Source organism: Mycolicibacterium wolinskyi, assembly GCF_002101965.1.
GTDB classification, from domain to species: domain Bacteria; phylum Actinomycetota; class Actinomycetes; order Mycobacteriales; family Mycobacteriaceae; genus Mycobacterium; species Mycobacterium wolinskyi.
The window spans coordinates 389,073-411,870 of sequence record NZ_LQQA01000010.1 but is presented as its reverse complement, the minus strand read 5'-3'; the positions used below and the strand labels follow the sequence as shown (position 1 = coordinate 411,870).

Genomic DNA, 22,798 nt, shown 5'->3' with positions numbered 1-22,798 from the left:
GGGAATTCAAATGGCTGCAATCACTTACCGCAACGCTTCCTGCATCTACGAGGGGTCGGACAAGCTGGCCGTCGACTCGCTCAACCTCGACATCGCCGACGGCGAATTCGTGGTGCTGGTCGGTCCTTCCGGATCCGGCAAGAGCACCGCGCTGCGCATGCTGGCCGGTCTGGAGGACATCGACGAGGGCAACATCGAGATCGGTGGCCGCGACATGGTCGGCGTGCCCTCCAAGGACCGCGACATCGCGATGGTGTTCCAGAACTACGCGCTCTATCCCAACAAGACCGTCGCCGAGAACATGGGTTTCGCGCTCAAGTTGCGCGGTGTGCCCGCCGCCGAGCGGCGCCGCAAAGTCGAAGAGGCGGCCAAGCTGCTCGACCTGGAGCCGTTCCTGGATCGCAAGCCCGCCAAGCTGTCCGGCGGGCAACGGCAGCGCGTCGCGATGGGCCGTGCGATCGTGCGCGAACCTCAGGTGTTCTGTATGGACGAGCCGCTGTCCAACCTCGACGCCAAGCTGCGCGTACAGACCCGCACCCAGATCGCCGCGCTGCAGCGCCGGCTCGGCACCACCACGGTCTACGTCACCCATGACCAGGTCGAGGCCATGACGATGGGGGACCGGGTCGCGGTGCTGCGCAACGGCAAGCTGCAGCAGTTCGCCTCGCCCACCGACCTGTACAACAAGCCGGCCAACGCGTTCGTGGCCGGGTTCATCGGTTCTCCCGCCATGAATCTGGTGACCGGGCCGATCGTCGCCGACGGTGTGCGCATCGGTGACGACGCGACGCTTCGCCTCGAACGCGACCAGCTCACGCTTCTGCACGAGGCTGGTCTGGAGACCGTCACCGTCGGCGTGCGGCCCGAACATCTCTCGGTATCCGACAGCGGCGGCATCGACGTCGTCATCGACCTGATCGAGGATCTGGGCAGCGAGATCTACCTCTACACCCACGCCGGGCCCGACGTACAGATCGTCGCGCGTGCCCTGTCCCGCGGCCCGATCAAGCTGGCCGACAGCATCGAACTCCGCAAGACACCGGAAGGCGTAGTGCACATGTTCCATCCGGAGTCGGGTGAGCGCCTGTAATCGCTCACCGAGACTGCGCGCAGATCGCGATTTTTCGTCGAACGGCGATCTCAGCGCAGGGTCGATGAAAGTGGGTACTTTGAGTTCATGGAGCGCTACGAACGGGTTCGCCTGACGAACCCTGACAAGGTGCTCTATCCCGCCACGGGCACCACGAAGGCGGAGGTGTTCGACTACTACCTGGCCATCGCCGATGTGATGGTTCCGCATATCGCCGGGCGGCCGGTGACGCGCAAGCGCTGGCCCAACGGCGTCGCTGAGGCCTCGTTCTTCGAGAAGCAACTCGCGTCGTCGGCGCCGGACTGGCTTGAGCGCGGCACCATCGTGCACAAGTCCGGGACGACGACCTACCCCATCATCAACACGCGTGAGGGTCTGGCGTGGATCGGCCAGCAGGCCTCACTGGAAGTGCATGTGCCGCAGTGGCGCTTCGCCGACGGCGAGCAAGGGCCGGCCACCCGCATCGTGTTCGACCTCGATCCGGGTGAGGGCGTGACCATGCGCCAGCTGTGTGAGGTCGCGCAGTCGGTGCGGGAACTGATGGGCGACATCGGGTTGAGCACCTATCCGCTCACGAGCGGCAGCAAGGGTCTGCACCTGTATGTGCCACTGGCCGAGCCGATCAGCTCGCGGGGCGCCTCCGTGCTCGCGAAGCGGGTGGCCCAGCAACTCGAGCAGGCCATGCCGAAGCTCGTCACCGCGACCATGACGAAGAGCCTGCGGGCCGGCAAGGTGTTCCTGGACTGGAGCCAGAACAACGCCGCAAAGACCACGATCGCGCCGTATTCCCTACGCGGACGCGACAATCCGACCGTTGCCGCGCCTCGCACGTGGGATGAGATCTCCGATCCCGAGCTGCGGCATCTGCGCTTCGACGAAGTGCTGCAACGGGTTTCCGACAACGGGGACCTGTTGGCAGAGCTCGATGAAGACGCACCGGTGGCCGACAAACTCACGACGTACCGCAGCATGCGCGACGCGTCGAAGACGCCCGAACCGGTTCCCAAAGAGATTCCCAAGACCGGCAACAACGACAAGTTCGTCATCCAGGAGCATCACGCCCGCCGGTTGCATTACGACCTGCGTCTGGAGCGTGACGGCGTGCTGGTGAGTTTCGCGGTGCCCAAGAACCTTCCCGATTCCACATCGGTGAATCACCTTGCGGTGCATACCGAAGACCACCCGATGGAGTACCTGACCTTTCACGGCACCATTCCGAAGGGGGAGTACGGCGCCGGGAGCATGACTGTCTGGGATACCGGAACATATGAGGCGGAGAAGTTCCGGGTCACCGACGATCCCGACGACACTCACGGCGAGATCATCATGACGCTGCACGGCAGCCGCATCAACGGCCGCTATGCGTTGATCCAGACCGAGGGCAAGAACTGGCTCGCGCACCGGATGAAGGACCAGAAGAACCCTCAGCCGCAGGACTTCGCGCCGATGCTGGCGACGGAGGGCTCGGTCGCCAAACTCAAGGCGACGCAATGGGCATTCGAGGGCAAGTGGGACGGCTACCGACTGCTCGTCGACGTCAACCGGGGCCGGCTTCAGCTGCGCTCTCGCCGCGGCCGCGACGTCACGGGTGAGTATCCGCAACTGAAGGCGCTGGCCGCCGACCTCGCCGACCATCACGTGATCCTCGACGGCGAAGCTGTCGCGCTCGACGAGTCCGGGGTGCCGAGTTTCGGCGAGATGCAGAACCGCGCCCGCTCCACGCGCGTCGAGTTCTGGGCGTTCGACATCCTGTGGCTCGACGGCCGATCGTTGTTGCGCGCCAAGTACTCCGATCGCCGCAAGATCCTCGAGGCGCTCGCGGCCGGGGGTGGGTTGATCGTGCCCGACCTGCTGCCCGGCGACGACGGGCCCGCGGCGATGGAGCACGTGCGCAAGAAGGGGTTCGAAGGCGTCGTCGCCAAGAAACGCGACTCGACCTACCAACCGGGCCGGCGTTCGGCGTCCTGGATCAAGGACAAGATCTGGAACACCCAGGAAGTGGTGATCGGCGGCTGGCGGCAGGGTGAGGGTGGCCGGTCCAGCGGCATCGGAGCACTCATGCTCGGTGTGCCCGGGCCGGACGGCCTGCAGTTCGCCGGCCGTGTCGGCACGGGCTTCACCGAGAAGGAACTGACCAAGCTCAAGAAGATGCTCGCACCCCTGCACACCGACGAGTCGCCGTTCGACCAACCACTGCCGAAGCTCGACGCCCGCGGCGTCACGTTCGTGCGACCCGCGTTGGTGGGGGAGGTCCGCTACAGCGAACGCACGTCGGACAATCGGTTGCGCCAACCGAGCTGGCGCGGGCTACGGCCCGACAAGACTCCGGACGAGGTGCGCTGGGAATAGGAGGCGATCGTCAGTCTGCGGTGACCATGCCGAGCAGCGCGTCGGTCAACTCGTCAGCGGTGGTTTGCCATTTGTCGGTGTGCAACAGGCCGCTTGCTTCGATGCCTGCGGCGCCGTGCACGCACGTCAACAGGATGCCGGAGTATCGCGCGGCGTCCTGTTCGCCGACGACTGCAGCGACGATGGCCAGGAATTCCTCGCACATCGCTTGCGCGGCCCGGACGACTGCCGACGGGTCGCTTTCCGGTGCGGTGAACATCAGTCGATAGAGGTGTGGCTGCTCGCGGCTGATCGCGATGACCGCGTGAAGCGCCGCGCGCAACGTCTCCGCGGGCAATGCACTGCTGTCGGCGCGCAGCGTCCGCATGCGGTCGCCCAGGCGCTCCCAACCCCCGGCGGCAACGGCGGTCAGCAGGCTCTCTTTGTCTGCGAAGTGCCGGTACGGCGCGCCGCGGCTCACCCCGGCGCGGGCGCCCACCTCCCGCAACGTGACCGCGTCGGGACCGCCGCCGTCGAGCAGCGCGCCGGCCTGCTGCAGCAGCGCGCGGCGGGTGGCCGCCGCCGATTCGACTCGATTCACTCGCCCAGCGTACCGGTTGAGTTGACAATGTCATCTGACGCCTGTGAGATGACGTTGTCAACCGAGTTTCGAAGAGGGACGCACGAATATGGCCGAGCAGCACTCGACCGCGCGGATCGCACTGCGCGCATTGGTCGACGAATACGCATTGGCGTCGGACACGGCCGACCTCGAACGGTTCGGTTCGCTGTTCACGGTCGACGGCGAATTCGTCACGTCGGCCCCCGGGTCGACCGAGCCCGTGACCCTACGCGGCCGGGAACAGGTGAAGTTCGGCCCGAGCGGAAATCAGATGTTCGAGCAGACCTTCCACGCGGTCCACAACCACATCGTTGATGTCGACGGCGATCGCGCAAAGGGCATAACCTATTGCACCGCAAGGCATCTGCTGCGCAAGGCCGACGGCAGTCTCGAAGTCATCCTGGCTCCGATTCGCTACATCGACAACTATGCACTCACCGCGGACGGCTGGAAGTTCGCGCGCCGTGAACTCGAATGGACCTGGCTGGAGCGCAGGCCGGCCCAGCCACCCGAGCCGTGGTGGTAACGATCACGGTCGTAAGCCGCGCCCGACGACGTCCGCGGCTAAGGCGAGCAGTTCGGCGAGGGCTTCGTCGCCCTGATGCAGACCGTCGGTGCGCCAGGCGAGGCTGATGACCCCGTTCCAGCTGGCCCAGAGCACGGTGGCGGCCTTGCGGGCGTCGAGCGGACGGATTGTGCCGTCGTGGATTCCGCGCTCGATCGCTTCGACCATGCGCGCGTTCTGCTCGTCGACCCGACGCGCGAGCCGTTCGGCGGTCTCCGCTGCCGCCGCATAGGGGCCGGGTGGCGGCGGGAAGGCGAGCATGCGGAAGAACTCGGGCTGATCGAGGTAGAACCGGAAATACTGCTCCGCGGCCGCCTCGAGCTGTTCGATCGGTGAGCGTTCGGGCGTGTATGCCTTGTCCATGTACTCGCGGTCGACGTCGAGTGCCCGCTCGATGACTGCCGCATACAGACCGGACTTGGAGCCGAAGTTGTTGTAGATCGACCCGACTGCGACGCCGGCACGCTCGGCGATCTCGTCGACCGTCACCTCTTCGAAAGGCAAAACGGCGAAGACTGCCTCGGCGGCCGAGAGCAGTGCATCAACGGTCCGCTGCTTGCGGGGATCGACGGAGTTCGAGGCGGCCATGGCGATCCCGACCATCGTAAGGCGGACGTCGGCACTTCTTGTAATCGTTGCAACAAGTCGGTGTTCGCGGTACCGTCGAGCATGGATCTCTTGCAACCGTTGCAATAGTTGCGCCGGAGTGCGAGGTAAAAGGAGCGTGACGATGTCGTCCCCCTCTTCCGAGTCCGAGCAGGTCGCACCGGTACCCGGGGCCGCTGACCTGGTCGAGCGGTTCGCGCAGGCCTGGGCTCAGATGGACCCTGACGCCTTCACACCGCTGTTCCGGCCCGATGTCCACCTGATTCACCCGATCGAACGAGACACACACGGGGTGCAGCAGGCCCGAAACTTCATGGCGCGGACGATGTCGTTGATTCCGGACCTGCGCTACGACGTTCAGGGCTGGGCGAGCGGATCGGACCACGTCATCATCTGGGGTCGGTTGTACGGCACGATCGGCGGCGGGCCGATCGAATGGCCTCTGGTTGACCGAATCAAGTTGGAAGACGGGCTGATCCGTGAGCGCGTCGCATACTTCGATCCGCTCGTGATTCTCGGCACCGTGGCTCGGCGGCCCAGCGCGTGGTGGCCGTTCGTCCGCGGTCAACTCCGCCGGCTGTCTGGTGGCTACACCCACCCGGCCGGTCGCCAGGACGAGCGTTCCTGAATCGCTCGCATGTCGCGATTCACGATGCCCGGGTAACGCTTCCCGGGATACCACGGTTGCCGAGTGACTTCGTCGAAACCTGGTATGCCCTGCACATGTTCGAGCATCCTGGCGCGCATGGCAGCGTCCGGCATCGGGCCGCTCGCGGCCGCCATGTTGTCGACGACGTGGTCGGGCACCGACGTCGCCGGCAGCGCCACCGCGACGGCGGGGTGCGAGATCACCCACTTGAGGAAATACTGCGACCAACTCCGAATATCAAGGTCGGCAACGAAACCCGGAAGTGGGCGATCTCCGACCAGCTGATGCAGCCGCCCCTTCTCGAGCGGCATGTTGACCATGACAGTCACGCCGCGGTCCATCGCGACGGGAAATACCTGCTGCTCGGCACTCCGCTCGGCGATCGAATAACGGGTTTGCACGAAATCGACGTCGCCGGTCCGCACCCAGTTGGCCAATTGCCCGAAATAGGCTGGGTCGTGGTGTGTCACACCGATCCGGCTGATCCGGCCTTCTGCCTTCCAGGCGTGCAGGATCGGCACGATCGTCTCGACGTTGACGAGGGAATGGCATTGCATCACGTCGATCGGTTTGGTGCGCGACAGGCGTTGCATCGAGGTGTTCAGGCTTGCGAGCGCATGCGATTCGTCCCAGAGATGTTCGCCCGTCGACCAGATCTTGTTGGTGAGAAAGATGTCGTTCTGGATCCCCGTGGGTACCGCGTAGCGCGCGATGTTCTCTTCCGACGTGCCGTACAGCGGCGACACATCGACGACCCGGCCGCCGGCTTCCCAGAACCGGCGCAAGACCTCGACCCGCTGCGCGCGAGCGTCTTCCGGCAACGCGTCGAAGGTTTGGAACGTCCCCAGCCCCACCGCGGGCAGTGAGATGTCGGATCCGGGGATGTTCGTTCGGATTTGCGTGCCGCTCGCCGGTGCCGGCAGCTGATCCGAGCCGCCGTCGGACACCGCTGCCAGCACCCCACCGCCCACAACGGTCGCTGCCGCCCCGAGCCCACCAATTTGCAGTACCTGCCGTCGTGTTGGCTGCCACATGCTTTCAGGATCGGCGTAAACCCGCCCGAACACACGGACCGATTGAGTACGCGGCAGTACCTTTGAGGTATGTCGATCGAACTGCGCACCATGCGCTACGTGATCGCCATCGCCGAGGCCGGCGGCTTTCAGCGTGCGGCCGAACAACTGCACATGGCGCAGCCGCCGCTGAGCCGTCAAATCCGGGAACTCGAACGCGAACTCGGCGTCGCGCTGTTCCATCGCAGGCCCACGCGTCTGACGGCCGAGGGACATGTCTTCGTCAAGCACGCTCGCGCCGTGCTGGCCGAGGCCGAGCGGACGGTGGCCGAGACCCGAGCGGCCGGCGGCGCGGCAGCGGGTGTGGTGCGAGTGGGTTGCGGGCCGATGTCAGGTTCCACTGACGTCCCGGCGTTGGTGCACGCGGTCGCGGCCAGGCACCCGGGAGTTGTCATCGAGGTGAGCGAATTATGGGACACCGCACTGTGTTCCGCGCTTGTCAGCGGCGAGGTCGATGTTGCGATCGGATGGCACCTGTCGGTCGGCGGCGAGCTGGCGCGCTGCGTTCTGCGGCGCGAGCCGTACGTCGTCGTGGTTGCCGACGACCACCCACTCGCCGGCCGAACGGCCGTGAAATTGCACGAGTTCGCCGGCGATACGTTCCGGTTCCTGCCCCGACGGTTCGCGGCGGCGTATTACGACGCGGTGTTGCGCGCGGTGCGCAGCACGGGCGTCGAATTCGCAGTCTGGGAGAACCCGCTGCCCGGGCTACGTCACTTCGGCGATCTTCACACCGGCGGGTTCAACGTGCTACCCACCTCGATCAGCCGGTCGCTGCCCGCCGGTCTGACGTGCCTGACGATCCTCGACGATCTGCCCCCGGCGGAACTCGCGATGGTCTGGCGACCGGGCACGGGCAAGGCGGTCGAAGCGGTTGCGGCGACAGCGAGATCGCTGTGATGGTCAGGGGATCAGATCGCGGGACGCGTCGAGCGCTTCCCGCATACCTCGGGTAGCCAGTTCGTCGGCCAATTCGTTGTCGCCGACCCCCGAGTGTCCTTTCACCCAGAACCACTCGACCTGGTGGCGCGCGCAGGCGGCCTGCAGCCGCTGCCAGAGGTCGACGTTCTTCACGGGTAGCTTCGCGGCGGTCAGCCAGCCGTTGCGTTCCCAGCCGAGCACCCATTTGGTGATGCCGTTGCGGACGTAGGTGCTGTCGGTGTAGAGATGCACGACCACGGGCCTCGTGAGCGCCTCGAGCGCCATGATGGGCGCCGTCAGCTCCATGCGGTTGTTGCTCGTGACTCCGGGGTCCCCGCCGCACATCTCACGCACGTGCTCGCGATGACGCAGCACGGCGCCCCAGCCGCCGGGGCCGGGATTCGGCCGGCACCCGCCGTCGGTGTGGATGACCACGACGTCGTTGCTCATGAGTTGTCCCGGGCCTCGTGCAGCACACGAACCGCCTTCGGGCCGACGCCGTGCAGGGCGAGAAGCTCATGGAGGTCCGCGGGCAGATCTGCGAGAGTTCGGTAACCGGCGTCGACGAGAGCGCCGGTCGCGGGACGGCCGATCGGGATGCCGTCGAACAGCCGGCCGCGGTCCGCGGGATCGGTCATGCGCAGAGAATAGGCAACCGCATCGAACGCCAGGCGTCCCGACACACGTCAGCGCTCGGGTATCGCCGAGATCATCGCGGTCCGGACCGACATGCCGAGATCGCGATGCCGCAGCGTCGTGATCCGCCGACCGCGCTGGACCGCGTCCTTGACCGGCCCGGCGTGCTCGCCGAAGAACGACGCTGTCGCGTCGATGTCCGCGACGACGTACGTGATGCCCCAGAGTGTCGACGGACCCTCGCTCGCGGTCTCCGGGGAGCCGACGACCTCGACGATCACCTCCCCGAACCGGAAGAAGATCTGGCGTATCGGCCGCCCGCCGAGTTCGGCGTCGCGTTCGCGGCGCGGGGCCACGCCGATGGCGGCCAATGATGCGACCGTGCGGTCGAGGTCGGGGGACATCAGAACGACGTGGTCGATCGCGGTGGCGCCGTTGGCGTGGCTGGCAGGCTGGGCTGGATCGGCGGCCGAGTGCGTGGTCGGGATGCCGTCGACGTCGGCCGAGCCTGCGGATTTTGGCAGGCCCCGCAACGACCACCCGACTATCCCGCTGCCTCGTTCCCGTCCGACCAGTCGGATTCGAGCGCCACCGACCCGGCAGACCGGGTCGCCATCGACCGTGAAACCTGCCCGCGTCCAGGCATCCGGTGAATCTGCGATTTCGAACTCGGCCACGGTGACGGTCATCGACGTGGCAGTTTATCGGCCGGGCGCTCACTTGCGCGGCGGACGTAACGCTTTCATCGCCAACCGCATGACCGGTGCGGGCACGTTGTCTTTGGCCGACAGTGCGGCGTTGGCCGCGCGGGTACGCAACGGCGTGCCTCGACCGAACCATCGGTTCAATGGTCCGCCGGACGGCTCCAGATCGACGTGCAGCGGCGGCTTTCCGTCGGCGGCGCCGAGGGCGTGCGCGATGACGATGCGCTGGATTTCGCTGGTTCCCTCGAAGATGGTGTACAGCTTGGCATCGCGATACCACTTCTCGACGGGATGGTCGGTGACATAGCCCCAGCCACCCATCGTCTGGATCGCCCGCTCAGTGGTCCTGACCGCCACCTCACTGGCCGCGAGCTTCGACATCGATCCCTCGCCCCGGTCGAACGGAACGCCGGTCGCTGCCATCCATGACGCGCGCCACGTCAGCAACCGCGCGGCGTCGAGCTGCGTGGCCAGGTCGGCGAGCGGAAACGCGATGCCCTGGTTGTCGATGATCGGCCCGCCGAACGCAACCCGACGGTTGGCGTATTCGGTGGCGTATTCCATTGCTGCCCTGGCGATTCCAAGGGCTTGCGCAGCCACCATAGGCCGGGTCTGCTCGAAGGTGCCCAGTGTCGCCGAACCGGAATGCCTCGCGCCCTCGATCGCTTCGCGGGCCCGGGCGAGCTTGCGCTCGAGCTTTTCGTGCCCGCCGAGAAGGTGGTCGGCGGGAACCCGGACGTCGGTGAATTTCAGCTCGGCGGTGTGCGATGCGCGGCAGCCCAGCTTGTCGAGTTTGCGGACCATCTCCAGCCCAGGTGTGCCCCCTTCCACGATGAACAGCGCCTGCCCTTTGTGGCCGAGCTGTTCGTCAACCACTGCGTTGACCACGTGTACGTTGGCGATGCCGCCGTTGCCGATCCACATCTTGTGGCCGTTGATGATCCAGTCCGCGTCGGGTCCCGAGCCGTCGCGAACGGCTCGGGTGCGCAGGTTGCGCACATCGCTGCCGCCTTCAGGTTCAGAAATCGCCAGCGCGGCGAGCTTGAGGTCGCCCGGAGTCCCGAAGCATTCCGGCGCCCACTGCAGCATCTGCTCCGGCGATGCGGCCTGCCCGATCGCCGAGAGCGCGAGCGCCGGCATGACGATGGCCAAGCCGATGCCGGCGCAACCCCAGAACAGTTCCTCCATGAACATCGGGAGGGACAGTCCGGTCGGGTCGCCGATCAGGTCGCGGTAGAACAGCGGGCTGTAGAAGCCCTGGGCAGCCGCTTCTTCGAGCACCGGCCACGGAAACTCCTGGCGTCGGTCATAGTCCGATGCCACAGGGCGAATGACCTGTTCGGCGAACTCGTGTGTGCGCCGCGCCAGGTCGTGCTGGGCCGCGGTGGGGGTGATATCGAATGCCATCGATCGGTCGGGTACCCACTGTGGCCCGCCCTGAACTCTCGACTGAAGCTCAGGCCGCAGGGGGGCCGGCGTCCGAGATCCGTCGCCGCGCTTCACCGAGCGATATCCGCAGCCGCCTCGCCAGCACTGCGGCGGGATCGAACTGCGGCGGCGACGCGGTCGCGGTGGCGACCATCCGGCCGAGCAGCCGTTGCTGAACGGTCGCCAACCGTTTCTCACCGGCGTGCAGGCGGCTCAAGACCTCCTGGAGCTCGGACCGTGTCAAGGCGTGCACCGACAACGCGTCGATCTCTTTGCATGCAGTGGCCAGATGTTCGAGAGCATCACCGAGGACGTCCCGTTCGGATACCAATATCGAACTCATGTTCGGAACGCTACGCCGACCCACCGACAACATTCAGTGCCGCGGAAGCGGGCACTCCGAAGGTGGCGCCGCGGCGCGCTCCGGTCCATCGGCCACGGCGCGGTCGGGCAGCCAGATGACGAACGTGCTGCCTTCGCCGAGCCGGCTGAACAGCGTTATCCGGCCCTCATGGCTTTCGACGATCTGGCGTGCGATGGCCAGGCCGAGCCCCGAACCCCGGCGAGACCCGTTGTCGCCGTTGGACGCGCGCTTGAACCGATCGAACACGTATGGCTGTTCGTCGTCGGCGATGCCGGGACCGTCGTCCTGCACGGCGATCCATGCCCATCCTCGGGTGCTTCCCCCGGCAACTGTCACGGTCGAATCGGTCGGTGCGAGCCGAATCGCATTGGAAAGCAGATTCGCCACTGCCCGGCCGAGCGACTCGGGGTCGGCATACACCACCGGTCCGGGGGAGCTGCGGGCGACGACAGCCAGCGGCCGCTCGGCGGCCAGCAGGCTGTGCTCGTCGACGACATCGCCGATGAATCCGTGTAGGTCCACGTTGCGATCGGCGAAGCTTCCGGAGCGTCGTCGCGCCGTCGCGAGCAGATCCTCCAAGAGCCGCGACATCCGAGCGGTCGCGCGGGAGATCACCACGAGCGCATGTTCGCGCTCGGCCACGGTGGCATCGGGGTTGGCCAGCACGGCCTCGACATTGGCCTGCACGACCGCGACCGGGTTCCGCAGTTCGTGCGACACGTCCTCGACCAGTGCACGTTCAGCGCGGAACGCGGAGTCGAGGCGGTCTAGCATGCCGTCCAATGTGTCAGCGAGTGCCCGGAGTTCGTCATGCGGGCCCGTGGCGCCGATGCGCTGCGACAGGTCGGTGGCGCGCAGGCGGTTGGCGGTGGCGGTGATCTGCCCGATGGGCCGTAGCAGTCGGCCTGCGACGATCCAACCCACGAGCAGGCAGATGACGAATATCGCCGCCAGCGCGATCAGCGAGTAATTGCGCAGCAAGTCCAACGTCGACTGGTTGACGGCCTGCTGGACGCTGCGCAGATCGGCGGCCTGAAAGTTCTCCCCGGGCCGGTAGACCATGGTGCCGTCGGGCTTGCGTTCGAACCGCTTGACCGTCACCGCGTCGAGCGGTGCGGCGTCGATCGTGCGGGACAGCGCGAAGTAGACGCCGAGCAGGATCAGCGCCGACAACGCGAACAGCCACGCCGATGTGGTGATCGCCATGCGGGCCCGGATGGTGCGGGCCCACGCCGGCAGCTTCACGTACTGCTCGCAGGCGAAACCGGTTGTGCGGCAGGCTCCTTCAACCGGTATCCGCGACCGACGAGCGTCTGCAGCACCTGCTCCTCGGCGTCGACGGTGAGCTTGCGGCGCAGGGTGCCGACGGTTACCCGGACAGTCTGGGTGAACGGGTCGGCATTCTCGTCCCATACGTGTTCGAGGATCTGTTCGGCGGACACGACGTGGCCTGGCCTTGTCATGAGGAAGCGCAATACGGCGAATTCCTTGAGGGTGAGATCGACCTCGCGCGGCCCGCGGTGCACCGCCTGGCGTGCGACGTCGAGCACGATGTCGCCCACGCGTAATTCCGTGGATTCACCCCGGACCTCGCGGCGCAGCACCGCGCGCAACCGCGCGGTGAGTTCGGCAAGGGCGAACGGTTTGACGATGTAGTCGTCGGCGCCGGCGTCGAGGCCGCGCACCCGGTCGGGAAGGGTGCCATGCGCGGTCAACATCACGATGCGCAGATCACGCCCCGACCGGCAGTCCAGATCGCCGCTGCGCACACGGCCCGCGAGCCGCATCCCGTTGCCGTCGGGCAGAGTCACGTCGACGAGCGCGACGTCGTATTCGTTGATCCCCAGACGCTCTTCGGCCTCGGCGTGCGACAGCGCGGCGTCCACTGCGTAGCCCTCGCGTTGCAAACCCACTCGTAGCGCGCTGACCAGGCCTTCTTCGTCCTCGACGATCAACACCCGCATGGTTGCCGAGGATAGCCATGTAGTGGGGTCGGTGCCTACAGCGCTTTCGGTCGGCTTTCGTTTCGCCTTGCGCTGGTTTTCGTGTGCCCCTGGTGAACTGACGTCCATGACCACTGCTGAAACCGCACCCGTGGAAGTCAGCGCCGTTGTCGAACGGGCGTTGTTCGAGATGAAACACGTTGTCGTGGGCCAGGATCGAATGCTCGAGCGGCTTCTTGTCGGCTTGTTGGCCAACGGGCACATCCTGCTTGAGGGCGTGCCGGGCATCGCCAAGACGCTGGCGGTGCGCACCGTCGCCACCGTCGTCGGCGGCAGGTTTCACCGGCTGCAGTTCACGCCCGACCTGATGCCGGCCGACATTCTCGGCACCCGGGTGTGGCGGCCGTCGAGCGAGACGTTCGAGATCGAGCTCGGGCCGATCTTCGGCAATCTGATCCTGGCCGACGAGATCAACCGCGCACCGGCCAAGGTGCAGTCGGCACTGCTGGAGGCGATGGCCGAACGGCAGGTCAGCATCGGCGGCCGAAGCTTCGCACTGCCGACGCCGTTCCTCGTGCTCGCCACACAGAACCCGATCGAGACCGACGGGGTGTATCAACTGCCGGAAGCCCAGCGGGACCGCTTCCTGCTCAAGGTCGACCTCACGCATCCGAATGAATTGGAAGAGATGGCGATCCTGGCCCGGATGGGGGCGAAGCCGCCGCAGCCGCGCACCTTGGTGACCACCGACGACGTGGTCGCCATGCAGCGCGCCACCGAAGACGTCTTCGTCCATCACGCCGTCGCGCACTACATCGTTCGTCTCGTGATGGCGACCCGCGAGCCCGCCGGTTACGGCGTCGGCAGTATCGCCGGGTTGCTGGACTACGGTGTGAGCCCGCGTGGTTCGCTCGGCCTGCTGTCGGCGAGTCGCGCTCTCGCGCTGCTACGTGGCCGTGACTACGTGCTGCCAGGCGATGTCGCCGAGATCGCGCCCGACGTGCTGGCGCACCGCCTGGTCCTCACGTTCGACGCGGTCGCCGACGGGGTGGATCCGCGTCAGGTGATCGCCGAGGTCCTCGACCGGGTGCCCGCCCCACAGATCGCCCCACGTCACGCCGAGCTCGACGAGATGGCGTCATGAGCGCGAACCCGTGGCGCGCACTCGATCTCGACGTGCTGCGCCGGATCGACGGCCTGGTGCCCGGCGATCACGAAGGCAGCCGGCTCGGCCTTGGCAGTGAACGTGAAGAGGTCGTGCGCTACCAACCCGGCGACGACGTTCGGCGGATTGACTGGAACATCACCGCGCGCAGTACGGATCTGCACGTCTGGCGCCCCCGAGCGGACAACCAACTCGACACCTGGGTGCTGCTGGACATCACGGCGAGTATGGCGTTCGGCACGGTCGCCGACGAGAAGCATGAACTCGCCGCCAAGATCGTGGCGGCCGTCGGGCTGCTGACGGATGCCCCGGGCAACCGGCTGGGCGTTGCCACGTTCGGCGCCGACGGTGTGCGGTGGCACCGCCCGGATTCCTCGCGCCTGGCGGCGCACCGCCTCACCCGCGAGCTCGCCGGGGATGATCGGCGCACCGGATCCGGAATCACCCTGGCCGCGGCCATCGATGAGTTCGGCCGGCGTCGCCACCGCCAGGGGCTGCGGATCGTGGTGTCGGATTTCTTCGACCCCGCAGGCGGTTTCGATCCACCGTTCGACTGGTACCGGCCGCTGCGCCGGCTGGCCGCGCGCCATGACGTCATCGCGATCGAGGTCGTCGACCCGCGCGAGATGGCGCTGCCCGACGTCGGTTCGGTGTTGCTCGTGGATCCCGAATCCGGTCGGCAGCGCCAGATCTGGACATCGAACCGGACCGTGCGGCGCCGATACGAGGACGCCGCGGCGGCCTATCGGACATCGGTATCGGCGGCCATCCGGTCCAGCGGTGCCGAGCATCTTCCGGTCAGCACCGGGCGCGATTGGGTGCGCGATCTCGCGCGGTTCATCGCGGCGCGCAGGCGCACGATGCGCCGCCGTAGCCGAGGGACGCGGGCGCGATGACGTTTCTGTTTCCCGCTGCCCTGATGCTGCTGGTGCCGGTGGCGCTGCTCGCCGTCGGATATCTGGTCACGCTGCGGCGCAAGCAGCGCTACGCCGTGCGCTATGCCGCGCTTCCGTTGCTGGACAAGGTGATTCCTGAGCGCCCGCAGTGGCGACGGCACGTGCCTGCGGCCCTGCTGCTCATCACGCTCGGATTGCTCGCGCTCACCGCGGCCCGGCCTGAGATGGCGGTCCGGGTGCCGTATGAACGGGCGACGATCATCGTCGCGATCGACACCTCGGAGTCGATGCAGGCCCGTGACGTCGAACCGGACCGATTGACCGCGGCCATCGCGGCGGCAGGCGACTTCATCGATCAGCTGCCACCGGCCTTCAACGTGGGGGTGATCGCATTCGCCGGATCGACGGTGGTGGTGCACGCGCCGGACACCGACCACGCCGGCGCCAAGGACAGCCTGCGGTCGATAGGCACGTCGTCGCGCACCGCGATCGGCGAAGGAGTCTTCGCGGCTCTCGCTCAAATCCGGACGGTTACGGGAGACGAGGGAACCGATCTGCCGGCGCATGTGGTCCTGTTGTCCGACGGTACGAACACCAGCGGCCGCAGTCCCACCGCCGCGGCACGCGCCGCTGTTGCCGCCGGGGTGCCCGTCTCGACCATCGCCTACGGCACCGAGGGCGGAGTCATGGAGAGCTATGGCTACTCGACTCCGGTGCCGGTGGACGCGGAAACGCTTGCTGAACTGGCGGATACGACAGGTGGGACGGCGTACGCCGCGGCCAGTAGCGACGAACTGGCCGACGTCTACCGAGACATCAGCTCGTCGATCGGCTGGCGCACCGAGTGGCGTGAGGTGACGCCGTTCGTTGCTGCTCTGGCGCTCGTGTTCGGACTCGTCGCGGCGGGGCTTTCGCTGCGCTGGTTTTCCAGATTGGTGTGAGGAGGAAGTGAGATGGCCGATCAGCAGGGGCATCTGGGCGGCCGTGCGGGCCGTCGGGCCGGGCCGGAATTCGTGACGCCGCTGCACCGGGCGCCGCCTACTCGGCCGGTCCCGGCCGCGGTGCCGACCCGGATCCGCTTACCGCCGCCGGCGGCGGCACACGACGTGCCACCGACGCCGGTGCGGCCACCGGTACGCGCACCACGCCGTGCTCTGTCGGTGACGGCATGCCTGGTGGCGGGCGCGGTGGCCGGGGCAGGCGCGGGTTTGATGGCGGGCGGCGCCGACGTCGCGACGGTGATACGGCAACAGCCGCCCGCCGCCGCTGGATCCAGTGCGGTGCCCGATGCGCAAGCCGCGGCGGCTGCACTGCTGCCCAGCGTGGTGGACATCCGGGCGGGCAATTCCCGGGGGTCGGGCTTCGTGATCGACGACCAAGGTCGAGTGATGACCAACAACCATGTGGTGCAGGGCTATTCGAGGGTATCGGTGGCCTATGCCGATGGTAGGGAGTCGGCGGCCCGGGTAGTGGGTGCCGACCCCGCGACCGACATCGCCGTATTGGAGGTCGCGGGCTCCGCGCCGGCAGCGGCGGCACTCGGGACGAGTTCGGCGCTGCGCATCGGGCAGCCCGTGATCGCCGTCGGCGCGCCACTCGGCCTGTCGAGTTCGGTGACTGCGGGCATCGTCAGCGCCACCGACCGTACGGCTCGCCTGGGCGGGCAGCCGGGACTGCCGATGGTGCAGACCGACGCCTCGATCAACCCCGGCAACTCGGGCGGGCCACTGGCGAATCTGCAGGGGCAGGTGATCGGTGTCAACACCGCACTCGCAACCGTCGGTGGGGCCGAGGCGGGCAACATCGGGATCGGGTTCGCGGTTCCGATCGACCGCGCGATCGACGTCGCTCGGCAGATCATCGCGAATGACTGAAAATCGGCTGAGAAAATCTGGAATTTTCCGGCGCGATTCGAAATTGGAGCTTATAGGCGGCAACCGGAAGCAGCGGGACTTACGGGTCGCCAAAGATGAAGGGTTGGGAAAATGAAGAAGTATGCGTTGGCGGCGCTCGGTGCAGGTGCATTGGCATCGACTGCGCTCATCATGGGTGGCACTGCTGCCGCCGCGCCGACAGAGCAGTCGGTGGAACAGACCGTGAAAAGCCTTGAGACCAGCGGCTATCACGTCATCGTCAACCGTACCGGCGCCGCGCCGCTGTCGAGCTGCACGGTGGTCGGGGTCCGCCAGGGGCCGACCCACTCCACAAAGGACTCTCGGGGTGGCGGCTCCATCAACACGACCGTTATCTCGCAGACCGCTTATGTGGACGTGGCCTGCTGACGGGAATAAAACGCACCATCAATTTGTTTAAGGCGCTCGAACGATGAATTGCGGTTCGTCGATAAAACGCGCCTGCAATTGGCCGCACATCATGTGCGGCCAATTGTTTTTGGCTCGATGAACGGGTCAGCGTTTTCTGCCGAAACCCTCGAACGGGTTCCAGGACTGGCTGTTCTTGACGATGTGCAAGTAGTAGGCGTAGTTGGCGGTCGACATTGCGAGTGCAGCGACGCCGATCCCGACGGCGCGGCCGATCGAGTCGGGAACGTTGAGAAAGACCATGGCCACCGCGACCGAAACGGCCACGGCAAGCAGGGTCAGACCTTTGCGCCACATGCCCTTGACGAAGAAGTAGATGGGGCCGAAGAGGAACGCGAGGACGTTGGATGTGAGCCGCAGCTTGGTCCCGAACGGTAGGGCGCGGTAGGCGGCCTTCGATTGCGGTGTCGAGTTGGGCAGGCCATAGGTGTCGAAGAAGTCGAACCGCCGACGCCACGATGTTGAAAGATGGTTGACCGGTAAGTGTTCAGCCATGGGTGACGCCTTCCTGTGGGAGCGACTCTCGCCGTCGAATCGTAGAGTCACGGTGTGTAGCCGACGATCTCGGCAGTCGAGTCGTCATAGGTTTGCACGAACAGGGTGGCGCCCTGGCTGTCGGCGATGTAGCGCCCATCCGACTTCTTGTCCGACTTGACGGGCCACGGCAGGGTGACTTCCCGGTTGCAGGTGTCGCGGTTGAGGGCCCGTACCTCGAGTCCCTCGCCGTTCGGCGTCACGGTCTGGATGAGGAATTGATCGGTGAGCCACGTTGGCACGGCCCCTGCCCAGGGTTGGCTGGCGTATTGGCAGCGTAGGGAACGGTCGACGTTCATCAGGTCGGTGGTTCGGTCCTGGTCGAGCTCACCCGGGTAGGTCACACCATCGCCGTCCGGCGCGAACACAAAGTCACCGCGACCGTCATCGCTGGGGTAAACCGATCCCGGCGGCAGGTCGGCCGACTGGCCGGTGAGGTAGTTGACGAGCATGTGTTTCCTCTCGCCGAGAGTGATGCACGGTCCGTTCGCGGGGCGCCTCGGGCACGCCTTGTTCAGGGTCAGTGACACGCTGTCGTTGACGGCCCGGTCGACGCGCAGGTTTTCCCAGGTGTCTCGTGGCTGGTTGTCGGCTCCGGGGATCGGCTCGTCGGCGATCTGCGCACCTGTCGCCGGATCGTGGGTGAGGACCCGCAGTCTGATGGTGTCGGGCGTGGAGCAGTCGTTGACCGTGACGAGGTGCGTCGTGGTGTCGGCCTCGCGAACGGTGTAGGGCTCATCGAGGCTGGACAGTGTTTCCAGCGGTCCTGCGCCACAGCCCGCGGGGTTGGGTATCTGCCATGCCTGCCGACCGGTGCGGGCGTTGAAACCGGTCCAGGAATCCTTGCCGCGCACCATGAGTGATGCGAACGAGCCGCCTTCGTTGATGTCGAGTGCCTTCCACATGGCAGCGTCGTGCGATGTCCACAGCTGCTCGCCGGTGACGGCGTCGAGCCCCACCATCTCGGGGGCCCGGCCAAGGTCGTCGTTGCCCGCGAAGCCGACAACGACGATGCGGCCGTCGTCGTAGACGCCGACTCGGGAGAGGCGTTCGTCTGGGCCGATGCGGTTGTAGTGCCACCGTTCGGCCCCGGCATTGTCGAAGGCGGCGATGTCGGGCGCGGCATCGTCCTTCGACCAGTACGGCGTCCACACGATGAACCCGGCGCCGGCGGGCCGGATATGCGGTCTGAAATACGGCAGCGCGAGTCGAAACCGCTCTTGCCCAAGGGTTGCCGGCCGCGCAGGAATATCGACAGGGTCAGCGGTCGTGGCGTCTACGGTGTCGCGTTCGCCGGGCGCAGTGATCGTGGCCGTTACGGTGACCAGGATGGCGGCCGCGCTGCCGGCCAGCGCGGCGGCGAGCCCGATTCGGCGGCGCCGCCGTGACGAACTCCGTCCGGGGCGTCGGCCGGGGTTCTGGGCGTCGAGGCTGTCCATGCTGCGTCGATCCTATGGCCGCCTGACGGCGGTCAGGTGCAGCAGTTTTCAGCCTTCGAACAGCTCAGGCGGTCGCGCCCCGGCGCTGCAACGCCACCGACACCGTCAGCACGAGCAGCCCGCCGACGGCGAGCATCGCGCCGGCCGCCGCGGGAGCGGTGTAGCCGAAGCCCGCCGCGATCACGAGCCCGCCTACCCACGCGCCGGTCGCATTGCCGATGTTCAGTGCCGAGTGGTTGAGTGCGGCCGCGAGCGTCTGTGCGTCATGGGCGACGTCCATGAGCCGGGTCTGCAGCGCGGGACCGACCGCCGAACCGGCCGCCCCGATGCCGAACAGCACCAGCAGCGCCGTCCACGGATTGTGCGATGCCAGTACGAACACCGCCAACAGCACACCCAGCGTGCCCATCGACAAATAGAGCGCACGGATCACCGACACATCGGCCAGCCGGCCGCCCACGAGGTTACCCACGACCATGCCGAGCCCGAACACCATGAGCGCGACGGGAACCAGGGATCGGGAGAGCCCGGCAACGTCGGTCATCGTGGTGCTGATGTAGGTGTACACCGCGAACATGCCGCCGAATCCGATCATGCCGACGAGGACCGCGAGCCACACCTGGGGTCGGCGCAACGCGCCGAGCTCGGTCAGCGCACTGGAAACGTGCATCGCCCGCAACTGGTCGGGCAGCCAGAACCACAGCGCGGTCAAGGTGAGTACGCCGATGACGACGACGAGACCGAATGCGCTGCGCCAGCCCAGGGCCTGGCCCAGCCACGACGCGATCGGAACGCCGAGCACCGTCGCGATCGTCAGACCGGACAGCACGTGGGCGACGGCCTTGGCCCGGTTCTGCGGCCCCATCAGATGCGCGGCCGCGAGTGCGGCGATGCCGAAGAACGCGCCGTGCGGCAGGCCCGCGACGAACCGCGCGACGACGAGTGTCGGGTACGACGGCGCCACCATGCTCGCCAGGTTGCCGAGGGTGAAGACCGCCATCAGTCCAAGCAGCAGCGCCTTGCGCGGAAGCCGGGCGGTCAACGCGGCGATCACCGGGGCGCCGATCACCACGCCCAGCGCATAGGCGGAGATGACGTGGCCCGCGGTGGGCTCGGTGATGCCGAAGCCCGACGCGATGTCGGGCAGCAGGCCCATTGCGACGAACTCGGTGGTGCCGATACCGAAGCCGCCGAGGGCCAGGGCGAAGACTGCGAGCCACCGCACCGTGGGATCGGGTGCGACGACGGAGGATGGGCCGGTCGGGCGTTCGAGTGAAGTCGTCATACGTTGCGGCTTTCCGATGGCTTGGGGTGGGGCTGAGCTCTCGGGCAGCGTTGGCGAGAACGGCGTCTGCAACGCTATCGGGACTTCTGCTGTTCCATCAACTTACTTTTGCATTTTGAATGCGTAAGTGATGGAGGTTACGCTGCTGGTATGTCGACCGTCGGCGACGTCTTTGCCTTGATCAGGCAGCGTCGCGACATCACCCGCACCGAGATCGGCCAGGTCACCGGCCTTTCTCGCACCGCGGTGTCGGCTCGGGTGGCCTCGCTCGCCGCGCAAGGCCTGGTTGTCGAGAGCGAGCAGGCCCCATCGACGGGCGGGCGGCCCGCGACGCTGCTGTCCTTCAACGCCGACGCCGGCGTGGTGCTTTCGGCGGCCATCGGTCGCAGCCGGACGCGGCTCGCGGTGTGCAACTTGGCCGGGGACGTGCTCGACCTCACCGACATCGACCAGCAGCCCGAGCTCGGGCCCGACGATCTCATGCCCGACGTGGTCAAGCGTCTCGACGCGCTGCTCGCGAGCCACCGCGGTGCCCACGTGTACGGCATCGGCGCGAGCCTGCCGGGAACCGTCGACCGATCCCGCGGCGCGAGCCTGGACTCGCCGATCCTGCCCGGATGGGACGGGGTCGAACTGCAGACGTATTTCCGCGAGCTGACCGACGCGCCGGTCGTCGTCGACAACGACGTCAATGTCATCGCGATCGCCGAGAAGCACAGTGCCGTCGACGACATGCTGGTGCTCAAGGCCTCCACGGGCATCGGCACCGGAATCATCGCGGGCGGCGCGTTGCAGCGCGGTGCGATGAACGCGGCGGGGGAGTTGGGGCACAACAAGACCTCTGCGGCGACTGGATTACCCTGCCGCTGCGGCGATACCGGCTGTCTGGAGGCCGTCGCAGGCGGCTGGGCGCTGGTGACCGCGTTGCGCCAGGACGGCAAGGCCGTCAGTCACCTGCGCGACGTGGTGGCACTCGCCCACAGCGGCGATGCCGATGCCAGGCGGATGATCCGCGACAGCGGCCGCCATGTCGGCGAGGTGCTCGCGGCCGCGGTCAACCTGCTCAACCCCGCTGTCCTGGTGGTCGCGGGCGACATGTCGGGCGGCTACGACATATTCGTAGCCGGGCTGCGAGAGACGTTGTACGGCAACGCCACTGCGTTGGCGACCCGCACCTTGCAGGTGGTGCCGTCGACGTACGGGGACCGGTCGGGCGTGATCGGCTGCGCCACGATGATTCTCGACGAGGTGCTCAGCGCGGGCGCGATCGACCGGCTCTAGTCGACTACACCTTCGCGATCACGTTCTCGGCGAACCACTCGAGGTTGCGGATCTTCTTGTCGAGCGGTTCGGTGTCCTCGCCCATGATGTAGGGAATTCGGAAGCCGACGATGACATCCGTGACACCCTTGTCCTCCAGCCGTTTGATGCCGTCGACCGTGAAGGCGTCGGTCGAGATGACATGAATCTGGAAGTCGTCCGTACGGGCCGCCTCAGATTCTTCTTCCCGAAACTTGTTGAGCCGCCCCAACAATTGATCGAGTTCCTCGGGGCTGCCGCCACCGTGCATCCAGCCGTCGCAGCGGGCGGCCCGGCGCAGCGCGGCGTCGGCGTGCCCCCCGATCAGGATGGGCACCGGCTTCGACGGTGCCGGCGTCATCTTGGTTTTGGGGATGTCGTAGAACTCGCCGTGGTATTCGAAATACTCGCCGGTGGTGAGTCCGCGAATGATGTCGATGCACTCGTCCATCCGCTTGCCACGTTTGGCGAACGGCACATCCATCAGCTCGTAGTCCTCGGGCCACGGGCTGGTGCCCACGCCGAGCCCCAGGCGATTGTCGAACAGCGCGGCCAGCGACCCGGCCTGCTTGGCCACCAGGGCGGGCGGCCGGATCGGCAGCTTGAGGACGAAGAAGTTGAACTTGAGTGTGGTGGTCGCCGCGCACAGCGCCGACGCCAGCACGAAGGCTTCGATGAACGCCTTGCCGTCGAGGAACTCGCGGTTGCCGTCGGGCGTGTAGGGGTATTTCGAGTCGGACTCGAATGGGTAGGCGACGCTGTCCGGGATCGTCATCGCGTGATAGCCGGCCGCCTCGGCGGCCTTGGCCAGCGGGATGTAATAGGTGGGATCGGTCATCGCTTCTGCATAGGTGAACCGCATGCCCCCACACTAGAACGTGTTCTAAAACTGGGTGGCTTATTGGTTGGCGCCGACGGGGTTAGTCTTGA

Annotated in this window: 25 protein-coding genes; 11 read left to right on the top strand and 14 right to left on the bottom strand. The window is 66.7% G+C overall.

The genetic code is table 11. From position 1 onward, the window contains the following. The first annotated feature begins 10 nt into the window (after window positions 1–10). Both AWC31_RS10730 and AWC31_RS10725 read left to right on the top strand, forming a co-directional pair. Complete coding sequence (locus AWC31_RS10730; protein WP_067843929.1) at window positions 11–1,090, top strand: ABC transporter ATP-binding protein; 1,080 nt, start codon at window positions 11–13, stop codon at window positions 1,088–1,090. 87 nt (window positions 1,091–1,177) lie between these two features. Next, complete coding sequence (locus tag AWC31_RS10725; protein ID WP_085144229.1) at window positions 1,178–3,439, top strand: ATP-dependent DNA ligase; 2,262 nt, start codon at window positions 1,178–1,180, stop codon at window positions 3,437–3,439. 10 nt (window positions 3,440–3,449) lie between these two features. Here the strand turns inward: AWC31_RS10725 and AWC31_RS10720 are convergent, their stop codons facing one another. After that, window positions 3,450–4,019 carry a TetR/AcrR family transcriptional regulator gene (locus AWC31_RS10720; RefSeq protein ID WP_085144228.1) on the bottom strand — a complete coding sequence of 190 codons (570 nt, stop codon included), beginning with the start codon at window positions 4,017–4,019 and terminating at the stop codon, window positions 3,450–3,452. A gap of 88 nt (window positions 4,020–4,107) precedes the next feature. Between AWC31_RS10720 and AWC31_RS10715 the strand changes: the two genes are divergently transcribed. Next, the gene (locus AWC31_RS10715; protein WP_085144227.1) at window positions 4,108–4,566 is read left to right on the top strand and encodes a nuclear transport factor 2 family protein; all 459 of its coding nucleotides are present in this window, start codon (window positions 4,108–4,110) and stop codon (window positions 4,564–4,566) included. Between the two features lie 3 nt (window positions 4,567–4,569). Here the strand turns inward: AWC31_RS10715 and AWC31_RS10710 are convergent, their stop codons facing one another. Continuing rightward, entirely contained in the window at window positions 4,570–5,193 is a 624-nt protein-coding gene (locus AWC31_RS10710; protein ID WP_110775018.1) for a TetR/AcrR family transcriptional regulator, read from the bottom strand. A gap of 142 nt (window positions 5,194–5,335) precedes the next feature. Between AWC31_RS10710 and AWC31_RS10705 the strand changes: the two genes are divergently transcribed. Then, a complete protein-coding gene (locus AWC31_RS10705) occupies window positions 5,336–5,839 on the top strand; it encodes a nuclear transport factor 2 family protein (protein ID WP_165765938.1) in 504 nt (167 codons plus the stop codon). Here the strand turns inward: AWC31_RS10705 and AWC31_RS10700 are convergent. Continuing rightward, window positions 5,800–6,894: an aldo/keto reductase gene (locus AWC31_RS10700; protein WP_085144326.1), complete on the bottom strand. Its 1,095-nt coding sequence runs from the start codon at window positions 6,892–6,894 to the stop codon at window positions 5,800–5,802. The genes AWC31_RS10705 and AWC31_RS10700 overlap by 40 nt on opposite strands. A 69-nt stretch (window positions 6,895–6,963) precedes the next feature. Between AWC31_RS10700 and AWC31_RS10695 the strand changes: the two genes are divergently transcribed. Continuing rightward, complete coding sequence (locus tag AWC31_RS10695; protein ID WP_085144225.1) at window positions 6,964–7,833, top strand: LysR family transcriptional regulator; 870 nt, start codon at window positions 6,964–6,966, stop codon at window positions 7,831–7,833. A 3-nt stretch (window positions 7,834–7,836) separates the two neighbouring features. Here AWC31_RS10695 and rnhA read toward each other — a convergent pair whose 3' ends face one another. The 7 genes from rnhA to AWC31_RS10660 are packed head-to-tail and all read right to left on the bottom strand — an operon-like array spanning window position 7,837 to window position 12,950. Continuing rightward, entirely contained in the window at window positions 7,837–8,304 is a 468-nt protein-coding gene (gene rnhA / locus AWC31_RS10690) for a ribonuclease HI (protein ID WP_085144224.1), read from the bottom strand. Beyond that, window positions 8,301–8,492 carry a helix-hairpin-helix domain-containing protein gene (locus tag AWC31_RS10685; RefSeq protein WP_085144325.1) on the bottom strand — a complete coding sequence of 64 codons (192 nt, stop codon included), beginning with the start codon at window positions 8,490–8,492 and terminating at the stop codon, window positions 8,301–8,303. The genes rnhA and AWC31_RS10685 overlap by 4 nt, the downstream gene beginning before the upstream one ends. Before the next feature lie 48 nt (window positions 8,493–8,540). Next, complete coding sequence (locus AWC31_RS10680; protein ID WP_085144223.1) at window positions 8,541–9,179, bottom strand: VOC family protein; 639 nt, start codon at window positions 9,177–9,179, stop codon at window positions 8,541–8,543. A gap of 27 nt (window positions 9,180–9,206) precedes the next feature. Then, entirely contained in the window at window positions 9,207–10,601 is a 1,395-nt protein-coding gene (locus AWC31_RS10675; RefSeq protein WP_085144222.1) for an acyl-CoA dehydrogenase family protein, read from the bottom strand. Between the two features lie 49 nt (window positions 10,602–10,650). Continuing rightward, window positions 10,651–10,965, bottom strand: coding sequence for a hypothetical protein (locus tag AWC31_RS10670; RefSeq protein WP_084356432.1), 315 nt, complete (start codon window positions 10,963–10,965; stop codon window positions 10,651–10,653). A gap of 33 nt (window positions 10,966–10,998) precedes the next feature. After that, window positions 10,999–12,231, bottom strand: a complete 1,233-nt coding sequence (locus AWC31_RS10665) for a sensor histidine kinase (protein WP_085144220.1) — start codon at window positions 12,229–12,231, stop codon at window positions 10,999–11,001. Continuing rightward, on the bottom strand, window positions 12,228–12,950 hold the full coding sequence (locus AWC31_RS10660) for a response regulator transcription factor (RefSeq protein WP_067844012.1): 723 nt from the start codon (window positions 12,948–12,950) through the stop codon (window positions 12,228–12,230). The genes AWC31_RS10665 and AWC31_RS10660 overlap by 4 nt, the downstream gene beginning before the upstream one ends. 106 nt (window positions 12,951–13,056) lie before the next feature. Between AWC31_RS10660 and AWC31_RS10655 the strand changes: the two genes are divergently transcribed. From AWC31_RS10655 to AWC31_RS10635, 5 genes are all read left to right on the top strand, one after another. Then, window positions 13,057–14,073: an AAA family ATPase gene (locus tag AWC31_RS10655; protein ID WP_085144219.1), complete on the top strand. Its 1,017-nt coding sequence runs from the start codon at window positions 13,057–13,059 to the stop codon at window positions 14,071–14,073. Further along, window positions 14,070–14,990: a DUF58 domain-containing protein gene (locus tag AWC31_RS10650; RefSeq protein ID WP_085144218.1), complete on the top strand. Its 921-nt coding sequence runs from the start codon at window positions 14,070–14,072 to the stop codon at window positions 14,988–14,990. Before AWC31_RS10655 ends, AWC31_RS10650 begins: the two co-directional genes overlap by 4 nt. Continuing rightward, window positions 14,987–15,931, top strand: coding sequence for a VWA domain-containing protein (locus AWC31_RS10645; protein WP_067844021.1), 945 nt, complete (start codon window positions 14,987–14,989; stop codon window positions 15,929–15,931). The genes AWC31_RS10650 and AWC31_RS10645 overlap by 4 nt, the downstream gene beginning before the upstream one ends. Before the next feature lie 12 nt (window positions 15,932–15,943). Beyond that, a complete protein-coding gene (locus tag AWC31_RS10640; RefSeq protein WP_085144217.1) occupies window positions 15,944–16,864 on the top strand; it encodes a S1C family serine protease in 921 nt (306 codons plus the stop codon). Window positions 16,865–16,975: 111 nt separating this feature from the next. Further along, complete coding sequence (locus AWC31_RS10635; protein WP_085144216.1) at window positions 16,976–17,272, top strand: hypothetical protein; 297 nt, start codon at window positions 16,976–16,978, stop codon at window positions 17,270–17,272. 126 nt (window positions 17,273–17,398) lie between these two features. Here AWC31_RS10635 and AWC31_RS10630 read toward each other — a convergent pair whose 3' ends face one another. From AWC31_RS10630 to AWC31_RS10620, 3 genes are all read right to left on the bottom strand, one after another. Continuing rightward, the gene (locus AWC31_RS10630) at window positions 17,399–17,806 is read right to left on the bottom strand and encodes a DUF2628 domain-containing protein (protein WP_085144215.1); all 408 of its coding nucleotides are present in this window, start codon (window positions 17,804–17,806) and stop codon (window positions 17,399–17,401) included. Between the two features lie 47 nt (window positions 17,807–17,853). After that, a complete protein-coding gene (locus AWC31_RS10625) occupies window positions 17,854–19,284 on the bottom strand; it encodes a BamB-related PQQ repeat family beta-propellar protein (RefSeq protein WP_085144214.1) in 1,431 nt (476 codons plus the stop codon). Between the two features lie 64 nt (window positions 19,285–19,348). Next, on the bottom strand, window positions 19,349–20,569 hold the full coding sequence (locus AWC31_RS10620; RefSeq protein ID WP_067844030.1) for an MFS transporter: 1,221 nt from the start codon (window positions 20,567–20,569) through the stop codon (window positions 19,349–19,351). A gap of 150 nt (window positions 20,570–20,719) precedes the next feature. On the opposite strand from AWC31_RS10620, the gene AWC31_RS10615 reads away from it, so the two are divergent. Further along, complete coding sequence (locus tag AWC31_RS10615) at window positions 20,720–21,850, top strand: ROK family transcriptional regulator (RefSeq protein WP_085144213.1); 1,131 nt, start codon at window positions 20,720–20,722, stop codon at window positions 21,848–21,850. Window positions 21,851–21,854: 4 nt separating this feature from the next. Here AWC31_RS10615 and AWC31_RS10610 read toward each other — a convergent pair whose 3' ends face one another. Beyond that, window positions 21,855–22,730 carry an LLM class flavin-dependent oxidoreductase gene (locus AWC31_RS10610; protein WP_085144212.1) on the bottom strand — a complete coding sequence of 292 codons (876 nt, stop codon included), beginning with the start codon at window positions 22,728–22,730 and terminating at the stop codon, window positions 21,855–21,857. Window positions 22,731–22,798: the final 68 nt, after the last annotated feature.

Bases quoted from the DNA above. Each gene is read 5' to 3' on its own strand.
- AWC31_RS10695 (WP_085144225.1), top strand. From the start codon at position 6,964: ATGTCGATCGAACTGCGCACCATGCGCTACGTGATCGCCATCGCCGAG.
- AWC31_RS10620 (WP_067844030.1), bottom strand. From the start codon at position 20,569: ATGACGACTTCACTCGAACGCCCGACCGGCCCATCCTCCGTCGTCGCA.
- AWC31_RS10660 (WP_067844012.1), bottom strand. From the start codon at position 12,950: ATGCGGGTGTTGATCGTCGAGGACGAAGAAGGCCTGGTCAGCGCGCTA.
- AWC31_RS10685 (WP_085144325.1), bottom strand. From the start codon at position 8,492: ATGACCGATCCCGCGGACCGCGGCCGGCTGTTCGACGGCATCCCGATC.
- AWC31_RS10705 (WP_165765938.1), top strand. From the start codon at position 5,336: ATGTCGTCCCCCTCTTCCGAGTCCGAGCAGGTCGCACCGGTACCCGGG.
- AWC31_RS10630 (WP_085144215.1), bottom strand. From the start codon at position 17,806: ATGGCTGAACACTTACCGGTCAACCATCTTTCAACATCGTGGCGTCGG.
- rnhA (WP_085144224.1), bottom strand. From the start codon at position 8,304: ATGAGCAACGACGTCGTGGTCATCCACACCGACGGCGGGTGCCGGCCG.
- AWC31_RS10650 (WP_085144218.1), top strand. From the start codon at position 14,070: ATGAGCGCGAACCCGTGGCGCGCACTCGATCTCGACGTGCTGCGCCGG.
- AWC31_RS10640 (WP_085144217.1), top strand. From the start codon at position 15,944: ATGGCCGATCAGCAGGGGCATCTGGGCGGCCGTGCGGGCCGTCGGGCC.
- AWC31_RS10680 (WP_085144223.1), bottom strand. From the start codon at position 9,179: ATGACCGTCACCGTGGCCGAGTTCGAAATCGCAGATTCACCGGATGCC.
- AWC31_RS10710 (WP_110775018.1), bottom strand. From the start codon at position 5,193: ATGGCCGCCTCGAACTCCGTCGATCCCCGCAAGCAGCGGACCGTTGAT.
- AWC31_RS10645 (WP_067844021.1), top strand. From the start codon at position 14,987: ATGACGTTTCTGTTTCCCGCTGCCCTGATGCTGCTGGTGCCGGTGGCG.
- AWC31_RS10725 (WP_085144229.1), top strand. From the start codon at position 1,178: ATGGAGCGCTACGAACGGGTTCGCCTGACGAACCCTGACAAGGTGCTC.
- AWC31_RS10655 (WP_085144219.1), top strand. From the start codon at position 13,057: ATGACCACTGCTGAAACCGCACCCGTGGAAGTCAGCGCCGTTGTCGAA.
- AWC31_RS10700 (WP_085144326.1), bottom strand. From the start codon at position 6,894: ATGTGGCAGCCAACACGACGGCAGGTACTGCAAATTGGTGGGCTCGGG.
- AWC31_RS10675 (WP_085144222.1), bottom strand. From the start codon at position 10,601: ATGGCATTCGATATCACCCCCACCGCGGCCCAGCACGACCTGGCGCGG.
- AWC31_RS10610 (WP_085144212.1), bottom strand. From the start codon at position 22,730: ATGCGGTTCACCTATGCAGAAGCGATGACCGATCCCACCTATTACATC.
- AWC31_RS10625 (WP_085144214.1), bottom strand. From the start codon at position 19,284: ATGGACAGCCTCGACGCCCAGAACCCCGGCCGACGCCCCGGACGGAGT.
- AWC31_RS10715 (WP_085144227.1), top strand. From the start codon at position 4,108: ATGGCCGAGCAGCACTCGACCGCGCGGATCGCACTGCGCGCATTGGTC.
- AWC31_RS10635 (WP_085144216.1), top strand. From the start codon at position 16,976: ATGAAGAAGTATGCGTTGGCGGCGCTCGGTGCAGGTGCATTGGCATCG.
- AWC31_RS10615 (WP_085144213.1), top strand. From the start codon at position 20,720: ATGTCGACCGTCGGCGACGTCTTTGCCTTGATCAGGCAGCGTCGCGAC.
- AWC31_RS10670 (WP_084356432.1), bottom strand. From the start codon at position 10,965: ATGAGTTCGATATTGGTATCCGAACGGGACGTCCTCGGTGATGCTCTC.
- AWC31_RS10730 (WP_067843929.1), top strand. From the start codon at position 11: ATGGCTGCAATCACTTACCGCAACGCTTCCTGCATCTACGAGGGGTCG.